12 protein-coding genes are annotated in these 16,999 nt (G+C 71.9%); 11 read left to right on the top strand and 1 reads right to left on the bottom strand.

Annotation, left to right across the window (positions count from 1 at the left end; translation table 11 throughout):
* Positions 1 to 6 precede the first annotated feature (6 nt).
* The 6 genes from ABS78_RS16745 to ABS78_RS16770 all read left to right on the top strand — a co-directional run bounded on the left by ABS78_RS16745 (position 7) and on the right by ABS78_RS16770 (position 12,320).
* Positions 7 to 1,881 (top strand): CocE/NonD family hydrolase, encoded by a 1,875-nt coding sequence (locus tag ABS78_RS16745; RefSeq protein ID WP_293381843.1) that lies wholly within the window; start codon positions 7 to 9, stop codon positions 1,879 to 1,881.
* A 5-nt stretch (positions 1,882 to 1,886) separates the two neighbouring features.
* Complete coding sequence (locus tag ABS78_RS16750) at positions 1,887 to 3,143, top strand: aminotransferase class V-fold PLP-dependent enzyme (protein ID WP_293381846.1); 1,257 nt, start codon at positions 1,887 to 1,889, stop codon at positions 3,141 to 3,143.
* Positions 3,144 to 3,224: 81 nt separating this feature from the next.
* The gene (locus ABS78_RS16755; RefSeq protein WP_293381849.1) at positions 3,225 to 5,648 is read left to right on the top strand and encodes a CHAT domain-containing protein; all 2,424 of its coding nucleotides are present in this window, start codon (positions 3,225 to 3,227) and stop codon (positions 5,646 to 5,648) included.
* Positions 5,645 to 9,358, top strand: a complete 3,714-nt coding sequence (locus ABS78_RS16760; RefSeq protein ID WP_293381852.1) for a filamentous hemagglutinin N-terminal domain-containing protein — start codon at positions 5,645 to 5,647, stop codon at positions 9,356 to 9,358. The genes ABS78_RS16755 and ABS78_RS16760 overlap by 4 nt, the downstream gene beginning before the upstream one ends.
* Positions 9,355 to 11,220, top strand: coding sequence for a ShlB/FhaC/HecB family hemolysin secretion/activation protein (locus tag ABS78_RS16765; RefSeq protein ID WP_293381856.1), 1,866 nt, complete (start codon positions 9,355 to 9,357; stop codon positions 11,218 to 11,220). Before ABS78_RS16760 ends, ABS78_RS16765 begins: the two co-directional genes overlap by 4 nt.
* 119 nt (positions 11,221 to 11,339) lie before the next feature.
* Positions 11,340 to 12,320 carry a nitronate monooxygenase family protein gene (locus ABS78_RS16770; protein WP_293381859.1) on the top strand — a complete coding sequence of 327 codons (981 nt, stop codon included), beginning with the start codon at positions 11,340 to 11,342 and terminating at the stop codon, positions 12,318 to 12,320.
* A gap of 161 nt (positions 12,321 to 12,481) precedes the next feature.
* Here the strand turns inward: ABS78_RS16770 and ABS78_RS16775 are convergent, their stop codons facing one another.
* On the bottom strand, positions 12,482 to 13,264 hold the full coding sequence (locus ABS78_RS16775; protein WP_293381862.1) for a cyclase family protein: 783 nt from the start codon (positions 13,262 to 13,264) through the stop codon (positions 12,482 to 12,484).
* Between the two features lie 230 nt (positions 13,265 to 13,494).
* Here ABS78_RS16775 and ABS78_RS16780 point away from each other — a divergent pair, with 230 nt between their 5' ends.
* The 5 genes from ABS78_RS16780 (at position 13,495) to ABS78_RS16800 (ending at position 16,996) form a co-directional block, all read left to right on the top strand.
* Complete coding sequence (locus ABS78_RS16780) at positions 13,495 to 14,133, top strand: sugar transferase (protein ID WP_293381865.1); 639 nt, start codon at positions 13,495 to 13,497, stop codon at positions 14,131 to 14,133.
* 72 nt (positions 14,134 to 14,205) lie between these two features.
* Positions 14,206 to 15,114, top strand: coding sequence for a DMT family transporter (locus ABS78_RS16785; RefSeq protein ID WP_293381868.1), 909 nt, complete (start codon positions 14,206 to 14,208; stop codon positions 15,112 to 15,114).
* On the top strand, positions 15,111 to 15,767 hold the full coding sequence (locus ABS78_RS16790) for a hypothetical protein (RefSeq protein WP_293381871.1): 657 nt from the start codon (positions 15,111 to 15,113) through the stop codon (positions 15,765 to 15,767). Before ABS78_RS16785 ends, ABS78_RS16790 begins: the two co-directional genes overlap by 4 nt.
* Positions 15,768 to 15,788: 21 nt before the next feature.
* Positions 15,789 to 16,148 carry a hypothetical protein gene (locus ABS78_RS16795; protein ID WP_293381874.1) on the top strand — a complete coding sequence of 120 codons (360 nt, stop codon included), beginning with the start codon at positions 15,789 to 15,791 and terminating at the stop codon, positions 16,146 to 16,148.
* The gene (locus tag ABS78_RS16800) at positions 16,148 to 16,996 is read left to right on the top strand and encodes a neutral zinc metallopeptidase (RefSeq protein WP_293381877.1); all 849 of its coding nucleotides are present in this window, start codon (positions 16,148 to 16,150) and stop codon (positions 16,994 to 16,996) included. Before ABS78_RS16795 ends, ABS78_RS16800 begins: the two co-directional genes overlap by 1 nt.
* The last annotated feature ends 3 nt before the right edge of the window (positions 16,997 to 16,999 follow it).

Raw genomic sequence — 16,999 nt, forward strand, 5'->3', positions numbered from 1 at the left:
GAGACCATGCGTCACCGTCTTCTGTCGCTGCTCGCGGGCCTCGTCCTGGGGCTGACGGCGCCGGCCGTCGCGGGCTTGGCCGTCGCGGGGCCGGTCGACACCCTGCCGTCCGACGTGGCGACGGGGTATCAGCCGCCCGCGTCCGTCGGGCGTGTCCGGCGCGAGGCGATGATCCCCATGCGTGACGGCGTGCGGCTGCACACCGTCATCGTGATGAAGCCGGGCGCGCGCGACGCGCCGCTGGTGATGGAGCGAACGCCCTACGGCGCCGACGGGGCGTCGGCGCGGCCGTTGTCGCCGCTGGACGCCGAACTGGTCGACGACGGCTACATCCGCGTCTGGCAGGACGTTCGGGGGCGCTACCGCTCCGAGGGGACCTACGTCACCAACCGGCCGCTGTCGGGCCCGCTCAACCCCACCGGCATCGATCACGCGACCGATGCGGCCGACACCCTGGACTGGCTGGTCCGCAACGTGCCCGAAGCGAACGGACGGGTCGGCGTGATCGGCGGCTCCTACGCCGGCTTCACGGCGCTCATGGCGACGTTGTCCGGACATCCGGCGCTGAAGGCCGCGGTCCCGGTCAATCCGATGGTCGACGTCTGGATGGGCGACGACTGGTTCCATCACGGCGCCTTCCGGCAGATCACGCTGCCCGTGCTGCCGATCCTCATGGCCGGACGGCAGGGCGCCCCGCCCGCCGGCGGCGGGGTGGAACTCTACGCCCACATGCTGGAGCTGGGGTCGGCCGGCGCCTTCATGCGCCGCTACGGCCTGGACCGGTTTCCGATGGCCCGGCGGTTCGTGGCGCATCCGGCCTACGACGCCTTCTGGCAGGCCCAGGCGCTGGACAGGTTGCTCGCGGCGCATCCGATCCGCACGCCGATGCTGCTCGTGGGCGGCCTCTACGACGAGCAGGACCAGTACGGCGCGCCGGCCGTCTTCCGCGCGCTCGCGCCCCTCGATCGCGACCGCCGGGTCCACCTGCTGCTGGGGCCCTGGGCGCACATGGGGGTGTTCGGAGACGGCTCGGGACTGGGTGTCTTCCGGTTCGAGGAGGACACCGCCGCGCGGGCCCGGTGCGAGACGATCAAGCCCTTCCTCGACGCCCACCTGAAGACCGGCGCGCCCTCCGCAGCCCTGGCGCCGATCACCAGCTATGCGATGGGCGGCGGCTGGCGGCGGTCCGAGGCGATCCCCGAAGCGACCTGGCCCCTGTACCTGCGGGCGGGCGGCCGGCTCTCGGCGGGTCCGCCGGAGTCGGGCGAGCCGGCGCGCGACGACTATGTCTCCGATCCCGCGCGGCCGGTTCCGGTCATCGCCCGTCCGTTCTTCTTCGGCAGCCGCACGGACGGTTGGAAGACCTCGCTGGTCGCCGACCAGAGGTTCGCGGCCCAGCGGCCCGACGTCCTCACCTATGTGACCGAGCCGCTCGACCGGCCCGTGCGCATCTTCGGGCGGACCCAGGTTGAGCTGTTCGCCGCATCCACGGGCGCCGACGCCGACTTCGTCGTCAAGCTGATCGACGTCCATCCCGACGGGATGGACGATCCCGCCCTGGCCGGCTACCAGGCGCCGATCGCCATGGACATCTTCCGGGGCCGCTACCGGCGGGGGTTCGACCGGCCCGAGCCGTTGACGCCCGGCCGGACCGAGGCGTTCCGGTTCGCCCTGCCCATGGCCGACCACGTCGTAGGCAAGGGGCATCGCATCATGGTCCAGATCCAGTCGAGCTGGTTTCCCGTATACGACCGCAACCCCCAGACCTGGGTCGCCGACATCTTCAACGCGCCGCCCGAGGCCTATCGCAAGGCGACGCAGAGCGTCGCCCATACGCCGGCCCACCCCAGCGCGGTGCGGCTGCCCGTGGCGGCGGAGTAGGGCGCATGGCCCCGTCCGGCCGCGGACTTCCGTCACGCCGGGGCAGTCTCTCGCGACGTGGGGTTCTGGCGGCCGGCGTTCTGCCCGCCGGGGCCGCGGTCGGCGCAGCCGGCCTCCCCCGAGCAGGGACCCCGCCGGACGGCCCGGTCGGCTTCGCGGTGGAAGGGACCTATCTCGACGCCGCGTTCACACATCCCGTGGGCGACTTCGCCGCCGACGCGGCCGCGCGCTACGTCGAAGCCCGTCGCCGCGATCCTCAGGCCGTGGGACCTCGGGCGAACCCCCGCCGGGGCGCCGTGGAGCGGTTCGCCCGTCTCATCAACGCCGCGCCCGCCGACGTCGCCGTCGTTCCCAGCACCCTGGTGGGAGAGAACATGCTGGCCGCGTCCCTGGGGCTTGGACCGGACGCCGGGGTGGTGACCGACGCCTTCCACTACGACGGGTCGCTGGCCCTCTACGGCGAACTGGCCCGGCGTGGGGCGCCGCTCACGGTCGTCGCGCCGCGGGCCGGCCGCATCGACCTCGCCGACATCCGCGCCGCGATCGCGCCGAAGACGCGGCTGATCGCCGTCTCGCTGGTTTCGGGAGTCACGGGCTTCACGCACGATCTCGCCGAGCTGTGCGCACTGGCGCACGCCCGGGGCGTGCTGGTCTACGCCGACATCATCCAGGCCGCCGGGGCCATGCCGGTTGACGTTCAGGCCAGCGGCGTCGATTTCGCCGCCTGCGGGACCTACAAGTGGCTGATGGGCGACTTCGGCGCCGCCTTCCTCTACGTGCGTCCCGATCGGCTGGACCGCCTTGCGCGGGTCGAGGTGGGCTGGCGGCAGGTCGTCCGCCAGGCCAGCCATGTCCTGCCTTTCGAGCCGCCTGGCCCGGCGCTGGGCGCCTACGAACTGGCCGGCGGCGCGGCGGGCCTCTTCGAGGTCAGCACGCCGGCCTGGGGCGCGCTGGCCGTGGCCCAGGCGTCTCTGGATCACATCCTCGCGGTGGGCGTCGCCGATATCGCCGCTCACCGCCGTCCCCTGATCGACCGGCTTCAGGCCGAGTTGCCGTCCAGGGGCTTCCGGCCCCTGACGCCGGCCGGCGCCCCAGGGCCGGTGGTGGCTTTCGCGGCGCGCGACGCCGCCGCGCGCTATGGCGAACGGCTCCGCCGTCGGGACGTCCGGGTGTCGGTCTACGAGCACCGCATCCGTATCTCGCCGTCCGTCTACAACACCCAGGACGACATCGATCGCCTCCTCGTCGCGCTGGCCGACTGAACCCGAAGTCTCGAGACCAACGTATCGTTGACAAGCGGCGCCGTTGAGCGCCGTTAGGCGGCGTTACTGGGGGGAGTCGATATGGCGCGCACGGTGTCGGCGACCGGGCTGGGACGGCGACTTGCGCCGGCTGCGGCGAGCGTCGTCCTGCTGTGGGCGGGGGCCGCGCAGGCGGCGCTGACCGACACCCTGTGCATCCCCTCGGGGGGCGCGGCCCTGGCGGCCTATCCGTCCGACGAAGCGCTTCGACAAGCGACGGCGGCGGCCGAGGCCCGCCTGGCTCAGCGCGGCGCAGACGATCCCTATGCGGAGATTGCGCCGGTTCTGGAGCTGTCCGGCTCCGTCGGCGCCCGACCGTCGGCGCGGGCGGTGTCCGAATACTGCGCCGCCGCGGGCGAACTGATGCGGGTGAGCGTCCAGGGCAGCCAGTATCAGGCCCAGACCTATCTCCTGGGCGCATTCCAGGCGGCGAGCGCGGCGGGGCTGAACCGGCCGGCCTCGCTGGCGGCCTATCGCCTGGGCCTGGTGTCGCTGTCGGGTTCGACGGCTTCGGGCACGCGCGGCGGCGCGCGTCGCGGGGTCCGCGGCGCGGCGGCGGCCGTGGACGAAGTGCGCCAGCAGACCGCGGCTGTGACCTCGGGGCCTTGCGACCTGCTGCGCAACACCGCGCTGCTGATCAACGCCAACCTGGGGGTCTCGACCGCGTCGCTGGCGTGCGCCGCCGAGCAGGCGCGCCTGTCGGGCGACGAGCGGACGGCGGCGCTCGCCGACCTTCGCCTGGCCCGGCTGCGGCTCGCGGTCGCCGAGTCCGACGCCGCCGGAGCCGCCGACTTCCGCCGCCAGGCCGGCGAGGCCGCGTCGAGCGGCCTGGCTTCGGCGCATCGTCTGGCCGACCCGGCGCTGCGGGCCGAAGTGCTGGGCCGGCTGGCCCAGGCGGCCCTCGATGCTCGCGGTCTCGCCGCGGCGCCCGAGGTGGCTCACGCCGCGGATGCGATCCGCATGGCCCAGCCCGACGGTCCGGCCGCCCAGGCCGTGGCTGCGGCGCTGGAGGCGCGGGTCGCCTTCCTGGCGGGCGACGTCGCGCGCGCCCGTGGTCTGATGGACGCAGCCCTGCTGGCCGAGAGCCAGCGCGACCTGCCCGCGCGCCTGCCGGAATGGCGGCTGCTGCTGGCCGAGATGGACCCCGACCATCGGGAAGCCCACGTCCTGGCCGCCTACGACGCGCTGGAGGCCGTCCGTCCGCTCCTGCCGCGCTTCGATCCGCTGACCGAGGAGACGGCCTTCTCGCTCTACATGCGCCGCATCTTCCAGAGCGCCGTGGACGTCCAGCTCGCCGGCGCCGTAGGCGCGCGCGAGGCCATCCGGGTCCGGGACGCCCAGCAGATCGTGGAAGCCTACCGTCAGGCCGAGCTTCAGAGCGTGTTCGGCAGCGAGTGTATTCCCGCCCGCGAGCCGCTGACCCCCGAGGCCCTCAAGGCCGGAGAGGTGCTGCTCTATCCCATCCTTCTGCCCGACCGTCTGGAGTTGCTCTACGTGGCGGGCGGTGCGGGCGGCGAGGCGCGTTTCCGACGCCTTCCCCCCAATCGCGCGATCGACCGCCAGGCCCTGTCGCGGCTGGTCGAGCGCGCGGTCCTGTCGCTGAGCTATGGCGAGGACGAGACCTGGCGGCCGGCTTCCCGCCAGCTCTACGACCTGCTGATCCGCCCGATCGAGGGCGAACTGGCCGAAGGCTCCCTGCTGGTCGTGGTGCCCGACGGCGCGCTTCGCAGCCTGCCGTTCGCCATGCTGCTGGACGGCCAGGATCGCTACCTCGTCCAGAGAAGCCGGATCGCGGTGGCCCCCGCCCTGGCCTATTCCCAGGCGGGCGGCGCCGGACAGGACGAGCGCCTGCAACTCCTGGCGGCCTCGCTCGAGCTGGAGGTGCGGGTCCCCGCCGGCTACTTCGAGAAACTGGAGGGCACCGCCAACGAGGCCAAGGTGGCCGCCGTGGCCGACGGCCAGCGGATCGAACGGGCCCGGCTGATCGAGAACTTCCGCAAGGCCGACCTCGTCCAGGCGCTCACCCGCGAGCAGGTCAACGTCCTGCACCTCGCCACCCACGCCTCGTTCAACGGGCGGTCCGACCGGGCCTTCATCGTCGCCAACGGCGAGGTGATCCTGCTGTCCGAGCTGCGCCAGATCCTCAGCGCCAACCGCACCCGCGGCGACGAACTCGACCTCCTCGTGCTCAGCGCGTGCGAGACGGCGGTGGGCGACGACGAGGCCAGCATGGGCCTGGCCGGCGCCGCGGTGCAGGCGGGCGCCAGGAGCGCCATCGCCTCTCTGTGGCCCGTCAACGACGCCGGGACCGCCGAACTCATGAAGACCTTCTACAGCCTCTATCGCGACGGCCGCTCCAAGTCCGAGGCCCTGCGCGAGGCGCAGCTCGCCCTGATCGACGGCGGCGGCGAGAACGCCGCGCCCGGCATCTGGGCCGCCTTCACCCTGCTGGGAGCCTGGCGTTGAACCGGTCCCAGGCGGTCGCCGCCGTATCCCGCATCGCCTTGGCCGTCGCCCTCGGGCTCGCGGCGACCGCGCCGGCGCGCGCCCAGACGGCGATCACGCCCGACGTCGGCAACGCCTTCGCGGTAGGCACCACGGTCTCCGACATCGGCGGCGCCATCACCATCGACGGCGGGACGCGCGCCGGCGCCAACCTGTTCCACAGCTTCACCCGCTTCGACCTGGGCGTCGGCGCGACCGCGCGCTGGACGGCGGCGGACCCGGGCGGGATCGCGAACGTCGTCAACCGCGTGACCGGCGGCCAGGCCTCGACGATCGCGGGCACGCTCGATTCCATGGCCCTGCCGAACGCGGCGTTCTGGTTCATCAATCCGGCGGGCGTCGTCTTCGGCGCCGGCGCCCAGGTGAACGTGCCCGGCGCGGCGCATTTCTCGACGGCGTCGTACCTCGACTTCGCGGACGGTCAGCGCTTCACCGTCGCCGCGCCCGGCGGCTCGACGCTGTCGGTGGCCGCCCCCGAGGCCTGGGGCTTCGTCGGCGGCGAGGGCGCCATCTCGATCGCGAACGTGGGCCCCGAGTTCGCCCCGGTCACGGCCGGCCTGGCGTTCACGGCGTCAGACGTCGCCGTCGTCGACACCACCTTCGGCGTTCGCGGCCTCGACATGATCGCGGTCGGTGATCTGGCGACGCGCGTCAGCCTTGCCGATCCGCTCTCGGCCGGGCGAGGGGGCCGGATTCGCCTCGACGGCAGCCGGTTGAGCGTCCAGACCCAGGATGCGGCGGGGGCGCCGCTCCGCGTTTCGGCCGGAGAGGTTTTGATCTCGGCCGGCAATCTCGTGTCCGACACCGCAGGGATCGGTCGCGGGGGTGATGTTCTGCTGCAGGGTGACCGTGTCGTCGTCGCCCCAGACGCCATCGTGATCACGTCCGCGCGCGGCGGCGGAGACGGCGGCGACCTGCTCGTGACGGCCGGAAGCCTCGAGATCGACGCGCGGGGGGCCACGACCACCACAGGTTTCGGCGCCGTCTCCTCGGGCGCCGGCGCGGCCGGCGGAATCGCCATCGGGGCCGAGACCATCCGGCTCACGGGCGAGATCGACAATCCCACCGGCAGCGGCAACGCCTTCATCGGGTCCAACGTCATCGGTTCCGGCGGGGCGGGGGACATCCGGCTTGCGGCCGATCGCCTTGTCATCGACATCGGCCTGATCAGTTCGTCCTCGATCGGCGCCGGGGATGGCGGGAACATCAGGATCGACGCCGCGACGCAGGAACTCGGGGCCGCCCTCGTGCTGACCGGCGCGTTTGGCGGCGGGCGACCTGGTGACGTCCATATCGCAGGCGAGACCATCACGATCTCGGGAGGGTCGTTCGGCGCGGTTCCGGGCGCCAATCAGGAGTCCGGCGCGCTCTTGATCTCCGCCACACGCAGCCTGGAGGCCGAGGGCGGCGGATTTCAGGCCGTCAGCGCCAGCCCGAATTCGTCCGGCTCCATCACCCTCAGGGCGCCGTCGGTGTTCCTGTCCCAGAGCCGTATAGACACCCAGGCCTTTGACGAGGGCCTGGCCGGCCAGGTTCTGATCGAGTCCGACTCTCTGCTGCTCGATCGCGTGGACCTGCGGTCGGACGCCGCGAACGGACCTCGGGCCACCGGCGTCGTGCGGCTGAGTTCCACGGGCGACCTCGTCATGTACCAGGGCGCCTATTCGGCGAGCGCGTTCGGCGCCGCGAACGGGGGCCGGATCGAGATCGACGGTCGCAACGTCGAGTTGCTGGGCGCCATCGTCCGAACCGACGCCACCGCCTTTGGCTCGGGCGACGCGGGGCAGGTCGCGATCTCCGCCGAGACGCTACGGCTCGACAACGCCCTCGTCTCGTCCAGCAGCGGCGGCGACGGGCGGGGCGGCGACGTGACCCTCACCGCCAGAACGGTCCGGATCGAGAACACCTCCTTCGTACTGTCCGAGTCGAATTTCGCGGGCGACGCCGGCAGCGTCTCGATCGTGGCCGACACGCTCGACCTCGCGGACGCCACCATCTCCTCCAGAGCGGACAGAGGCACGGGCAACGCCGGGGCCGTCCGGATCGAGGCGGGCCGACTTTCCATGTTCGACGCGACGATTTCGTCCGAGTCGCGCACGACGGGCCGGGGCGGGACGGTCGATATCCGGGCGAACGACATCGACCTGGACGGCGGCGGGCGCGAATTCACGGGAATATCTTCCGAAGCGCTGAGCCTGGGCGACGCGGGCGACGTCAGGATCGAGGCGAGGAATACGCTGAAGGTCAGGAACCTGGCCTACATCTCGTCCGCGAGCTTCAGCGCGGCCAGCGCCGGCAACGTGGATATCCGGGGTGGCGAGGTCTCGCTGCTGGGTGGCGGCAATATCACCTCAACGGGCTTCCGAGGCGGCGACTCCGGCGACATCTCGATCGGTGTGGACAAGCTGCTGGTGCAGGGCGGCGGGGGCGTGAGGTCGTTCATCGCGTCCGCCGCCGACGGCGGCGAGGGGCATGCGGGCGACGTCGTCATAAACGCCGGGTCGTTGGTGGTGGACGACGGCGCCATCTCGTCCGACACCTTCGGCGCCGGCGACGCCGGTCAGCTGCGCATCACGGCCAAGGATATCGTTCTCAGGAACGTGGGCAGCATCAGCTCCAGCACGGCCAGCTTCGGCGACGCGGGTTCGGTGGACGTGAAGGCGAGCAGCCTGGTTCTGGAGGACTTGTCGGTCATCCTGTCGGTGGCCACCTCGATCTCCCAAGGCGCCGCCGGCGCGGTCAGTGTCGCCGCGGACGATGTCGTGGTCGGCAAGGACGCCGTCATCACGACCGCCACCTTCGGCAGCGGCGACGCCGGGGGCCTCGACATCGTCGCGAAATCCCTGCGGATCGACGGGGGCCAGGTGTCGTCGTCGGCTGAAGGGGACGCAACGGGGCGGGCCTCTCGGGTCAGCATCGGCGTCGAGCGGCTCGACGTGCTGAACGGCGGGGCGATCCTCACGCTTTCGGTCAACCCGAACCACGCGGGTGAAATCGAGATTTCCGCGGGCCAGGCCCGCGTGGATGGACTCGGCTCGATCATCTCCAGCGAGAACTTGTCCGAAGCCGGCGGCGACGCGGGCACGATCCGGATCCGCGCGCAGAACCTCACCATCGCGAACGGTGGGCGGGTGACCACGAACTCGGTCTCCGGCGCCGCGGGCGACATCAACCTGGCGATCCCGCGGCCCGGCATCCTGCTGCTGGAAGGCGCCCGGGCGCCGGGGATCATCCAGACCTCGTCGGGCAGCGCCACGGGCGGCCGGATCGCCATTTCGGACCCGCTGGCGATCATCTCCAACGGGGGCAGCATCCTGGCGCTGGGCGAGCTGCGCGGAGCCAACGTCACGATCCAGAGCCGCTATTTCGTCAACTCCAGCGACCGGGTGAACACCGTGGCCGTGGACGGCGACTTCCGGCTGGAGACCGGCCTCTACGACATCAGCAGCGGGGTGGTGAGCCGCGACCTGTCGGTGCTGGACGCCTCGCGCGTCCTGCGGGGCCAATGCCCGGCGGCGCGTTCGACCGGCTCGGTCAGCCAGCTCATCACCCGGCCGGTCGGCCCCTATGTGCGGGAGGCCGCGCCCGAGGGACTGCGAGCCCCCGATGTCGGCGCCCCCGATGTCCGCACTCCAGATGTCGGCGTCTCGGCGCCGGGAGCCTGCCATTGAGCCTCTCCATCGGACGCCTCGCGCTGCTGGCCTGCGCCGCGCCCACGGTCGCCTGGGCGCAGCCGGCCGGCGATCTCTCCCAGGGACGCACAGGCCCGGGCGCCGTCCCGCCCGCGACGCCGGCCTACGCCGAACCGTCCGCGGGGCTGCCGAGGCCGCCGGCCGCCGGTGCGTCGCCCGCGCCCGCAGCGACGCTCGCCGCACCGCTGCGCGAGGTCCGGATCGTCGCCGACGCCCCGGTCGGCCCGGCCGCCCGGCCGCCCGCAGCCTGGCGTCCAGAGGCGGCCAGCGGCGACCTCTCTCTGTCCCACACGCCCGGCGAAGCGCTGGACGAGGCCTGGGTGCGTCGCCAGTTCGCGGCCAACGGCCTGCCTGACGCGGGCGGCTTCGCCCGCGCGCTCGCCCTGGTCCAGGTGCTCAACCGCGCCTACCTGGGCGCGGGCTTCATCAATTCCGGCCTCGTGGTGCGGCCCTCGCCCGAGCCCGGGGTTCTCGACCTGCGGCTCGTCTACGGTGGCCTCGCCCCGCCCGCGGACGACGTCCCGCCGATCACGGTGGAATGGACGGGCGGCCAGGCCAAGGGCCTTACGGCGGCCTACGTCCGCGATCGGATGGCCGCCGCCGGGCGTCGTCCCCTCAGCGCCGCCGATCTGGAGCGCGATTTCCGCCTCCTGGCCGAGGATCCGGCGGTCCGGACCGTCAACGCCGACCTGCGTCCCGGCCGTCGACCCGGCGAGGCCAGCCTGGGCCTGGCCATCTATCCGGCCGACCGCTTCGACCTCTATGTCACGGCGGCCAACAGCCGCTCGCCCTCGGTGGGCGGCGAACGGCTGTCGGCGGGCGGATCGGTCCGCAACGTCCTGGCCGCCGGCGACCTGCTGAGCGGCGAGGCCGGCGTCACCGACGGCGTCGAGGATTTCACGCTGGGCTACGCCGTCCCGTTCCTGACCCCGCGGACGACAGTCTCGGTCCGCGGGTCCTACAACGACGCGGCGGTCACCGACACGCCGCTGCTGCCGCTGGACATCTCGGCCCGCGACCGCGCCGTCGAGGCCGGAATCCTTCACAAGGTCTACGAGAGCCCGCTATTGCCCACCGACCAGCCGGGCCGCTGGTCTTCGGCTCGGACCGTCAGCCTCGGCGCCCAGGTGGCGTGGCGGCGATCCGACACCTTCCTGCTGGGCCAGCGGTTCTCGTTCGCGCCGGGCGCGGTCGACGGGCGGGCGCAATACACGGTCCTGCGGCTCGTGGCCGACTATGTGGAGCGCAACGTCGACCGGGTGTTCGCCGTCTCGCTCACGGGCGTCCAGGGGCTGGAGGGCACGCGCACCGACATCCCCGGCCTCCCGACACCCAAGAAGGGCTTCCACACCGCCCTGGTCCAGGTGAACTACGCGCGCCGCCTCCCGGACTACGGCGTCGAGCTGCGGGCGCGTCTCTCGGGCCAGTGGGCCGACAGCGTCCTCTACTCGGGCGAGCGCTTCACGGCGGGCGGCGAGTACACGGTGCGGGGCTATCGCGAAAATCTGGTCCTGGCCGACAAGGGGCTGGTCGGATCGGTGGAGGTCGCGCGGGCGATCCGGTTCGGCCGGCCGGCCGGCGGTCGCGCCTTCGACTGGGGCGCCTTCACCGTCTCGGCCTTCGCCGACGGCGCCTACATGCGCAATCATGAACCGCCCCAGCCGGTGAAGACCCTCTATTCGGTGGGAACCTCCCTGGCCTGGACGCCGTCGGATGCGCTGTCCGCCCGCATCACCTATGCGAAGTCCCTGAAGGACGTCGAGACGGCGGGCCGGCGCGACCTCCAGGACCGCGGTCTGCAGTTCCGCGTGACCACCAGGCCGCTGCGCTGGTTCCGCTGACGCAGGGTGAGGGATGTGGCCGGCGGCCGCGCTCGGGTGTGGCCGCCCGGGACGTCTGACGCTACCGTCCCGCCCGAGTGGAACGAAGAGGGCGCCTGGGCGCCGAGGGGAAGAACGCCATGATCAAGACCCGTATCACCGAAATGTTCGGCGTGGAGACGCCGCTCGTCATGGGCGGCATGACCGGGGTGGGCTATGCGCCGCTGGTGGCCGCGGTGGCCAACGCCGGCGCGCTGGGCTTCATCACCGCCCACCATTCGCAGTCGGCCGAGGAGCTCCACAAGGAGATCCAGCGCTGCCGCGACCTGACCGACAAGCCGTTCGGCGTGAACCTGACGTTGCTGCCGTCGCTGAACCCCATCCCCTACGACGAGTATCGCCAGGCGATCATCGAGAGCGGGATCAAGATCGTCGAGACCGCGGGCCGCGCGCCCGTCGACCATCTGCCGGCCTTCAAGGAAGCGGGCGTGAAGGTGATCCACAAGTGCACCTCGGTCCGCCACTCGATCTCGGCGGTGAAGCACGGCGTGGACGTGATCTCGATCGACGGTTTCGAATGCGCGGGCCACCCCGGCGAGGACGACATCGGCCTCATCGTCCTGCTGCCCGCGACGGTGGACGCGGTGAACGTGCCGGTCATCGCCTCGGGCGGCATGGCCGACGGCCGCAGCCTGGTCGCCGCGTTGGCCCTGGGCGCCGAGGGCGTCAACATGGGCACCCGCTTCATGGCCACCCAGGAGTGCGCCATCCATGAGAACGTCAAGAAGAAGATCGTCGAGAACACCGAGCGCGACACGCTCCTCACCAACCGCACCCTGCGCAACACCAGCCGCGTGGCGCGCAACGCCATCTCGGAAGAGGTGGTGAAGATTCAGACCGATCCGACCAAGACCATCGAGGACGTCCGCCACCTGGTGGCCGGCGTGCGGGGCCGCACCAACGTTCTGGGCCAGGGCGACACCGACGGCGGCATCTGGACGGTCGGCCAGGCCCAGGGCCTGATCCACGACATTCCCACCTGCAAGGAGATGGTGGCCAACATCATGCGCCAGGCCGAAGCGCTGCTGGAATCCAACGCCAAGCGCCGCGTCGCCGCCTGAACCCCGGGTCTCCGGAGCCTCCGCACGAGCGGAGGCTCTGTCATCCAGCGACGGACCAACACCGACCATCACGGACCGGGCGGGCGGATGTCCGTGTTGGACCGTGATGGTTCGTGGTTCCTGGAGTGTGGACGTCGCCGCTTCGCGGCCTCGGCGGCGCCTCAGTCCAGTATCGCCACCGCCCGGATCCAGCCGGCCGAGGCGCCGGCGATCTTCACCGGGAAGCACGACAGGACGAAGCCGGTCGCGGGCAGGGCCTCCAGGTTCGTCAGCTTCTCGATCTGGTAGTATTCGCGCAGCCGCCCGGCCTTGTGGCCCTCCCAGATGATCCTGGGGTCCCGGCGCTCGGCCCAGCGGCGGGCGGTGTGCGAGAACGGCGCGTCCCATGACCAGGCGTCGGTTCCCACCACCTTCACGCCCCGCTCGGTGAGGTAGAGCGTGGCCGCTTCGCCCATGCCGCAGCCCTTGTGGATGTAGCCGGGGTCGCCGTAGGCCGCGCCCGCGGCGGTGTTCACCAGCACGATGTCCAGCGGCTTCAGCGTGTGGCCGATCCGCGCCAGCTCGGCCTCCACGTCGGCCGCCGTCGCCACATAGCCGTCGGCGAACCCGCGGAAATCCAGTTTCACGCCCGGCTGGAGGAAGTATTCCAGCGGCCCCTCGTCGATCGTCGGCGCCCGGCGGGTCCCCACCGCCTGGTCGGTGGTGGAGTGGAAGTGCCACGGCGCGTCCATGTGGGTGCCGTTGTGGGTGGACAGCCGGACCTGCTCCACGGCCCAGCCTTCGCCGTCGGGCAGGTCGTCCGCCTCCAGGCCGGGGAAGAAGCCGGCGATCTGTCCGACGGTCTCCTTGTGGCGGGAGTAGGAGATGCTGGGCCGCATCACGTCGGGGTCCGAGATGATGTCGTTGGTGATCGGGATCGACAGGTCCACCAGCCGCCGCGCCATCGTCTTGCTCCTCCCCGGCTCTTTTCTGTGCGGCGACCCTCCCCCGAACCGATTTTTCCGGCAAGTGGCCGCATCTCCGGAACTTCGAGGCCAGCTCGGGGTTTGCGGTGGAGGTCGGGCCGGAGGCGGGCCGGAAACGCGGCGATGCGCGCCAGGGCCGGAGAACCGGTTCGGGCGCGCGCGGACGCGCCGGTTTCACATGCGCGCATGTTGGGGTGGGCTCTGCGGTCGTGTTGAAGATCCTCCTGCCGCATCGGCGGCCGACCCTGCGAAGGGTGGCCGCCAGCCGGCGAAAGCGCCTGTTCGACCTCATGGTCGCCGGAACCGCGCTCCTGACCTTTCTGCCTCTCCTCCTGCTGATCGGCACGGCGATCTGGATGGAGAGTCCGGGACCGATCCTGTTCCGCCAGCAGCGGACGGGCCTCGACGGCCGGCCGTTCCGGATCTTCAAGTTCCGCACCATGCGCGTGCTGGAGGACGGGCGGGCGGTGGTCCAGGCGGCGCGCGGCGATGCGCGGATCACGCCTCTGGGCGCCGTACTGCGGCGGATGAGCCTCGACGAACTGCCCCAGCTCCTGAACGTGCTGCGCGGCGACATGTCGATCGTCGGACCCCGGCCGCACGCGCTCGCCCATGACGCGGCCTGGGCCGAACGGGTCCCGGGTTACGCCGGCCGGTTCCGCGCCCGCCCCGGGCTGACCGGCGCCGCCCAGGTCGGGGGACATCGCGGCGAGATCGCCGACGATGCGGCCCTGCTGGCCCGGATCGCGGCCGACAACGCCTACATCGACCGCTGGCGGTTCCGCGACGACCTGATCCTGGTGGCCCGCACCGTCCCGCTGCTCTTCGGAGACGAACGCGCCTTCTAGGTGAGGCGCCACAGGCTTCCACGGCGCGTTCGGAGGTTGACGGCGGCCCCTTCGCCACGCCTAAGGGCGCCCGTGTCGCCCTCCGCCTCTCCTCCGACCTCCAATGTCGTCCTGGGCATCGCCTATCGCGTGGCGGCGATGGCCTGCATGGCCGTGCTGTCGGCGCTGGTGAAGTGGACGGGCTCTCGCGGCGTGCCGGTCTTCGAGATCATCCTGTTCCGCAACCTCTTCGCCTTCCTGCCGCTCGGTCTCTACATCTGGCGCACCACCGGCTTTGAGGTCCTCAAGACCCGTCGGCCTCTCGGCCATTTCGCACGGGCCACCGTCGGTCTCTTCGGGATGGTGTGCGGGTTTTCGGCGGTCCAGTACCTGCCGCTCACCGAGGCGACGGCGCTCCAGTTCACCTCGCCGCTCTTCATGACCGCCCTGTCGGCGATGCTGCTGTCCGAGAAGGTGGGCCGCCATCGCTGGGCCGCCGTGTGCGTGGGCTTTCTCGGCGTCCTGATGATGGCGCGGCCGTTGCCGGGCCAGATGAACGTGCCCGGAGTCACCCTGGGTATCCTGGCCGCTCTGGGCGCCGCCGGAGCGATGGTCGCCATCCGCCAGATCTCGGACACCGAGCGCGGCGCCACCATCGTCTTCTACTTCACGCTCGGCGGGGTGGTGATCGGGCTGATCGGCTCGCTGTTCCACTGGGTGACGCCCGATCCCCTCACGCTCGCCATGCTGGTGCTGGCCGGGGTGATCGGCGGCGTCGGCCAGCTTTTCCTCACTGAGGCGTTGCGGCAGGCGCCCGTGGGGGTGATCGCGCCGTTCGACTACACCCAGCTCGTGTGGGCCGCGCTGCTCGGACTGGTGATCTGGGGCGAACTGCCCCATCCGCTCACCCTCGTCGGCGCGGTGGTGGTCGCGGGCAGCGGCGTCTACATCCTGCATCGGGAGCTGCGGCGCTACCGCGCTCCGGAGAGCGGGCCGAATTGACAGAACCGGATTGCGGGCGGACGCTGTCGATCATCAGCCAGGCTGTGGAGCAGGCCATGCTCAGCACCTCCCGACGCGTTCTCTCCTTCGGCTCGCCGTCGGTCGTCGCCACCGCCGCCCTCGTTGCGACCGCCGTCCTGGCCTGGGCGGGCGGGGCTCAGGCCGCCGTCACCGTCCTGGGCGGAGGTCTGGCGCGCGAGTGCTCGAACGCCGCCCTCGGCGGCCAGTCCGACAGCCGCTCGGAGGAGGCCTGCACCCAGGCCCTGTCGACCGAACTGCTCGACCTGCGGGATCGGGCCGGCACCTATGTGAACCGCGGCGTCATCAAGCTCCGGCGCAAGGAGTTCGCCTCCGCCGAGTGGGATTTCAACCGCGCCATCGAGACCAAGCCCGACCTGGGCGAGGCCTATGTGAACCGCGGCGCCGCCTGGGTCGGCGCGCGGCGCTACGCGGACGGCCTGGCCGACATCAACCGGGCGCTCGAGCTGGGTGTCAGCGAGCCGGAGAAGGCCTATTACAACCGCGCGCTCGCGCACGAGGGCCTGGAGGACCTCAGGGCCGCCTACTTCGACTACCGCAAGGCCGTGGAGCTCAAGCCCGACTGGGCTCCGCCCCAGAAAGAGCTGGCGCGGTTCACCGTGGAACGCCGATAGAGGCCATACGTTCGCCCCCTGATGTCACGCTTGTTCGCCTGCGCCCTTTCCACGACGTTCCTGGCCCTCGCCGCGGCGCCCGCGGGCGCCTTCGCCCAGCCGACGCAGTTCCAGCTCGACGATCTCCGCGCGCGCGAGGAGGCCGCTCAGCGTCGCGCGGTCGACCAGGCCAATCAGCTCCAGGCGCTGGAGACGCGCCTGCGGGCGGAACAGGCCGTCCGCGACCTCGCCCGCCCTTCGCCGCTGGTTCCTGCGCCCGACGTTCCGCCGCGCGCATCGGCCGCCACCGCTCCCGCCCTGCAGGACTATCCCATGATCCCTGACGCCGCCCTCGCCGAGTCCAATCGCCGCGTCCGCGCGGCCGCCCGGGATCCCCGCTGATGCGCTGGCGGGGCGGTGAGGGCGGCGGCAACATCGAGGATCGCCGCGGCATGGGCGCCGTGGGTGTCGGCGGCCTGGGCGTGGGCGGTGTCATCCTGGCGCTGGTGGGCTACTTCGTCTTCGGCATCGATCCTTCCACCACCCTGGGCGTGGTCCAGGGGGCGGCGCCCGCCCAGCAGCAGGAAGGCGCCCGCGGCGCGCCCGAGGACGAGGCGGGACGGTTCGTCGACGTGGTCTCCGGCAATGTGGACGCGGTCTGGGCCCAGCTCTTCCGCCAGTCCGGCCGCACCTACGAACCGCCGGCGTCCATCGTGCTGTATCAACAGGCCACCGGCACCGGCTGCGGCACGGGCCAGGCGGCGATGGGGCCGTTCTATTGTCCGGCGGACCGCAAGGTCTATCTGGACCTCTCGTTCTGGCAGGAGCTGGAGACCAAGTTCGGCGCCGGCGGCGAGGCGGCCCGCGCCTATGTCATCGCCCACGAGATCGGGCACCACGTCCAGACCCTGACCGGCGCGTCCGAGCGCTCGCGGCGCCTGGGCGCGCGGGGGGCCGAGAGCGGCGCCGTGCGGCTGGAGCTGCAGGCCGATTGCTACGCCGGGGTGTGGGTGGCCCACGCCGCCGCCGTGTCGGGCGGCCAGGTGGCGCTCGACGCGCGCGACATCGAGGATGGCCTGCGCGCCGCCGCCGCGGTGGGCGACGACACGCTCCAGAAGCGTTCGCAGGGCCAGGTTGTGCCCGACGCCTTCACCCACGGATCGTCCGAGCAGCGGATGCGCTGGTTCCGCCGCGGCGCCGAGACCGGGGACCCGAACGCCTGCGACACCTTCGGCGCCCAGCGGCTCTGAGCC

Origin of the sequence: Phenylobacterium sp. SCN 70-31 (genome assembly GCF_001724605.1) — a bacterium.
Lineage (GTDB): Bacteria > Pseudomonadota > Alphaproteobacteria > Caulobacterales > Caulobacteraceae > Phenylobacterium.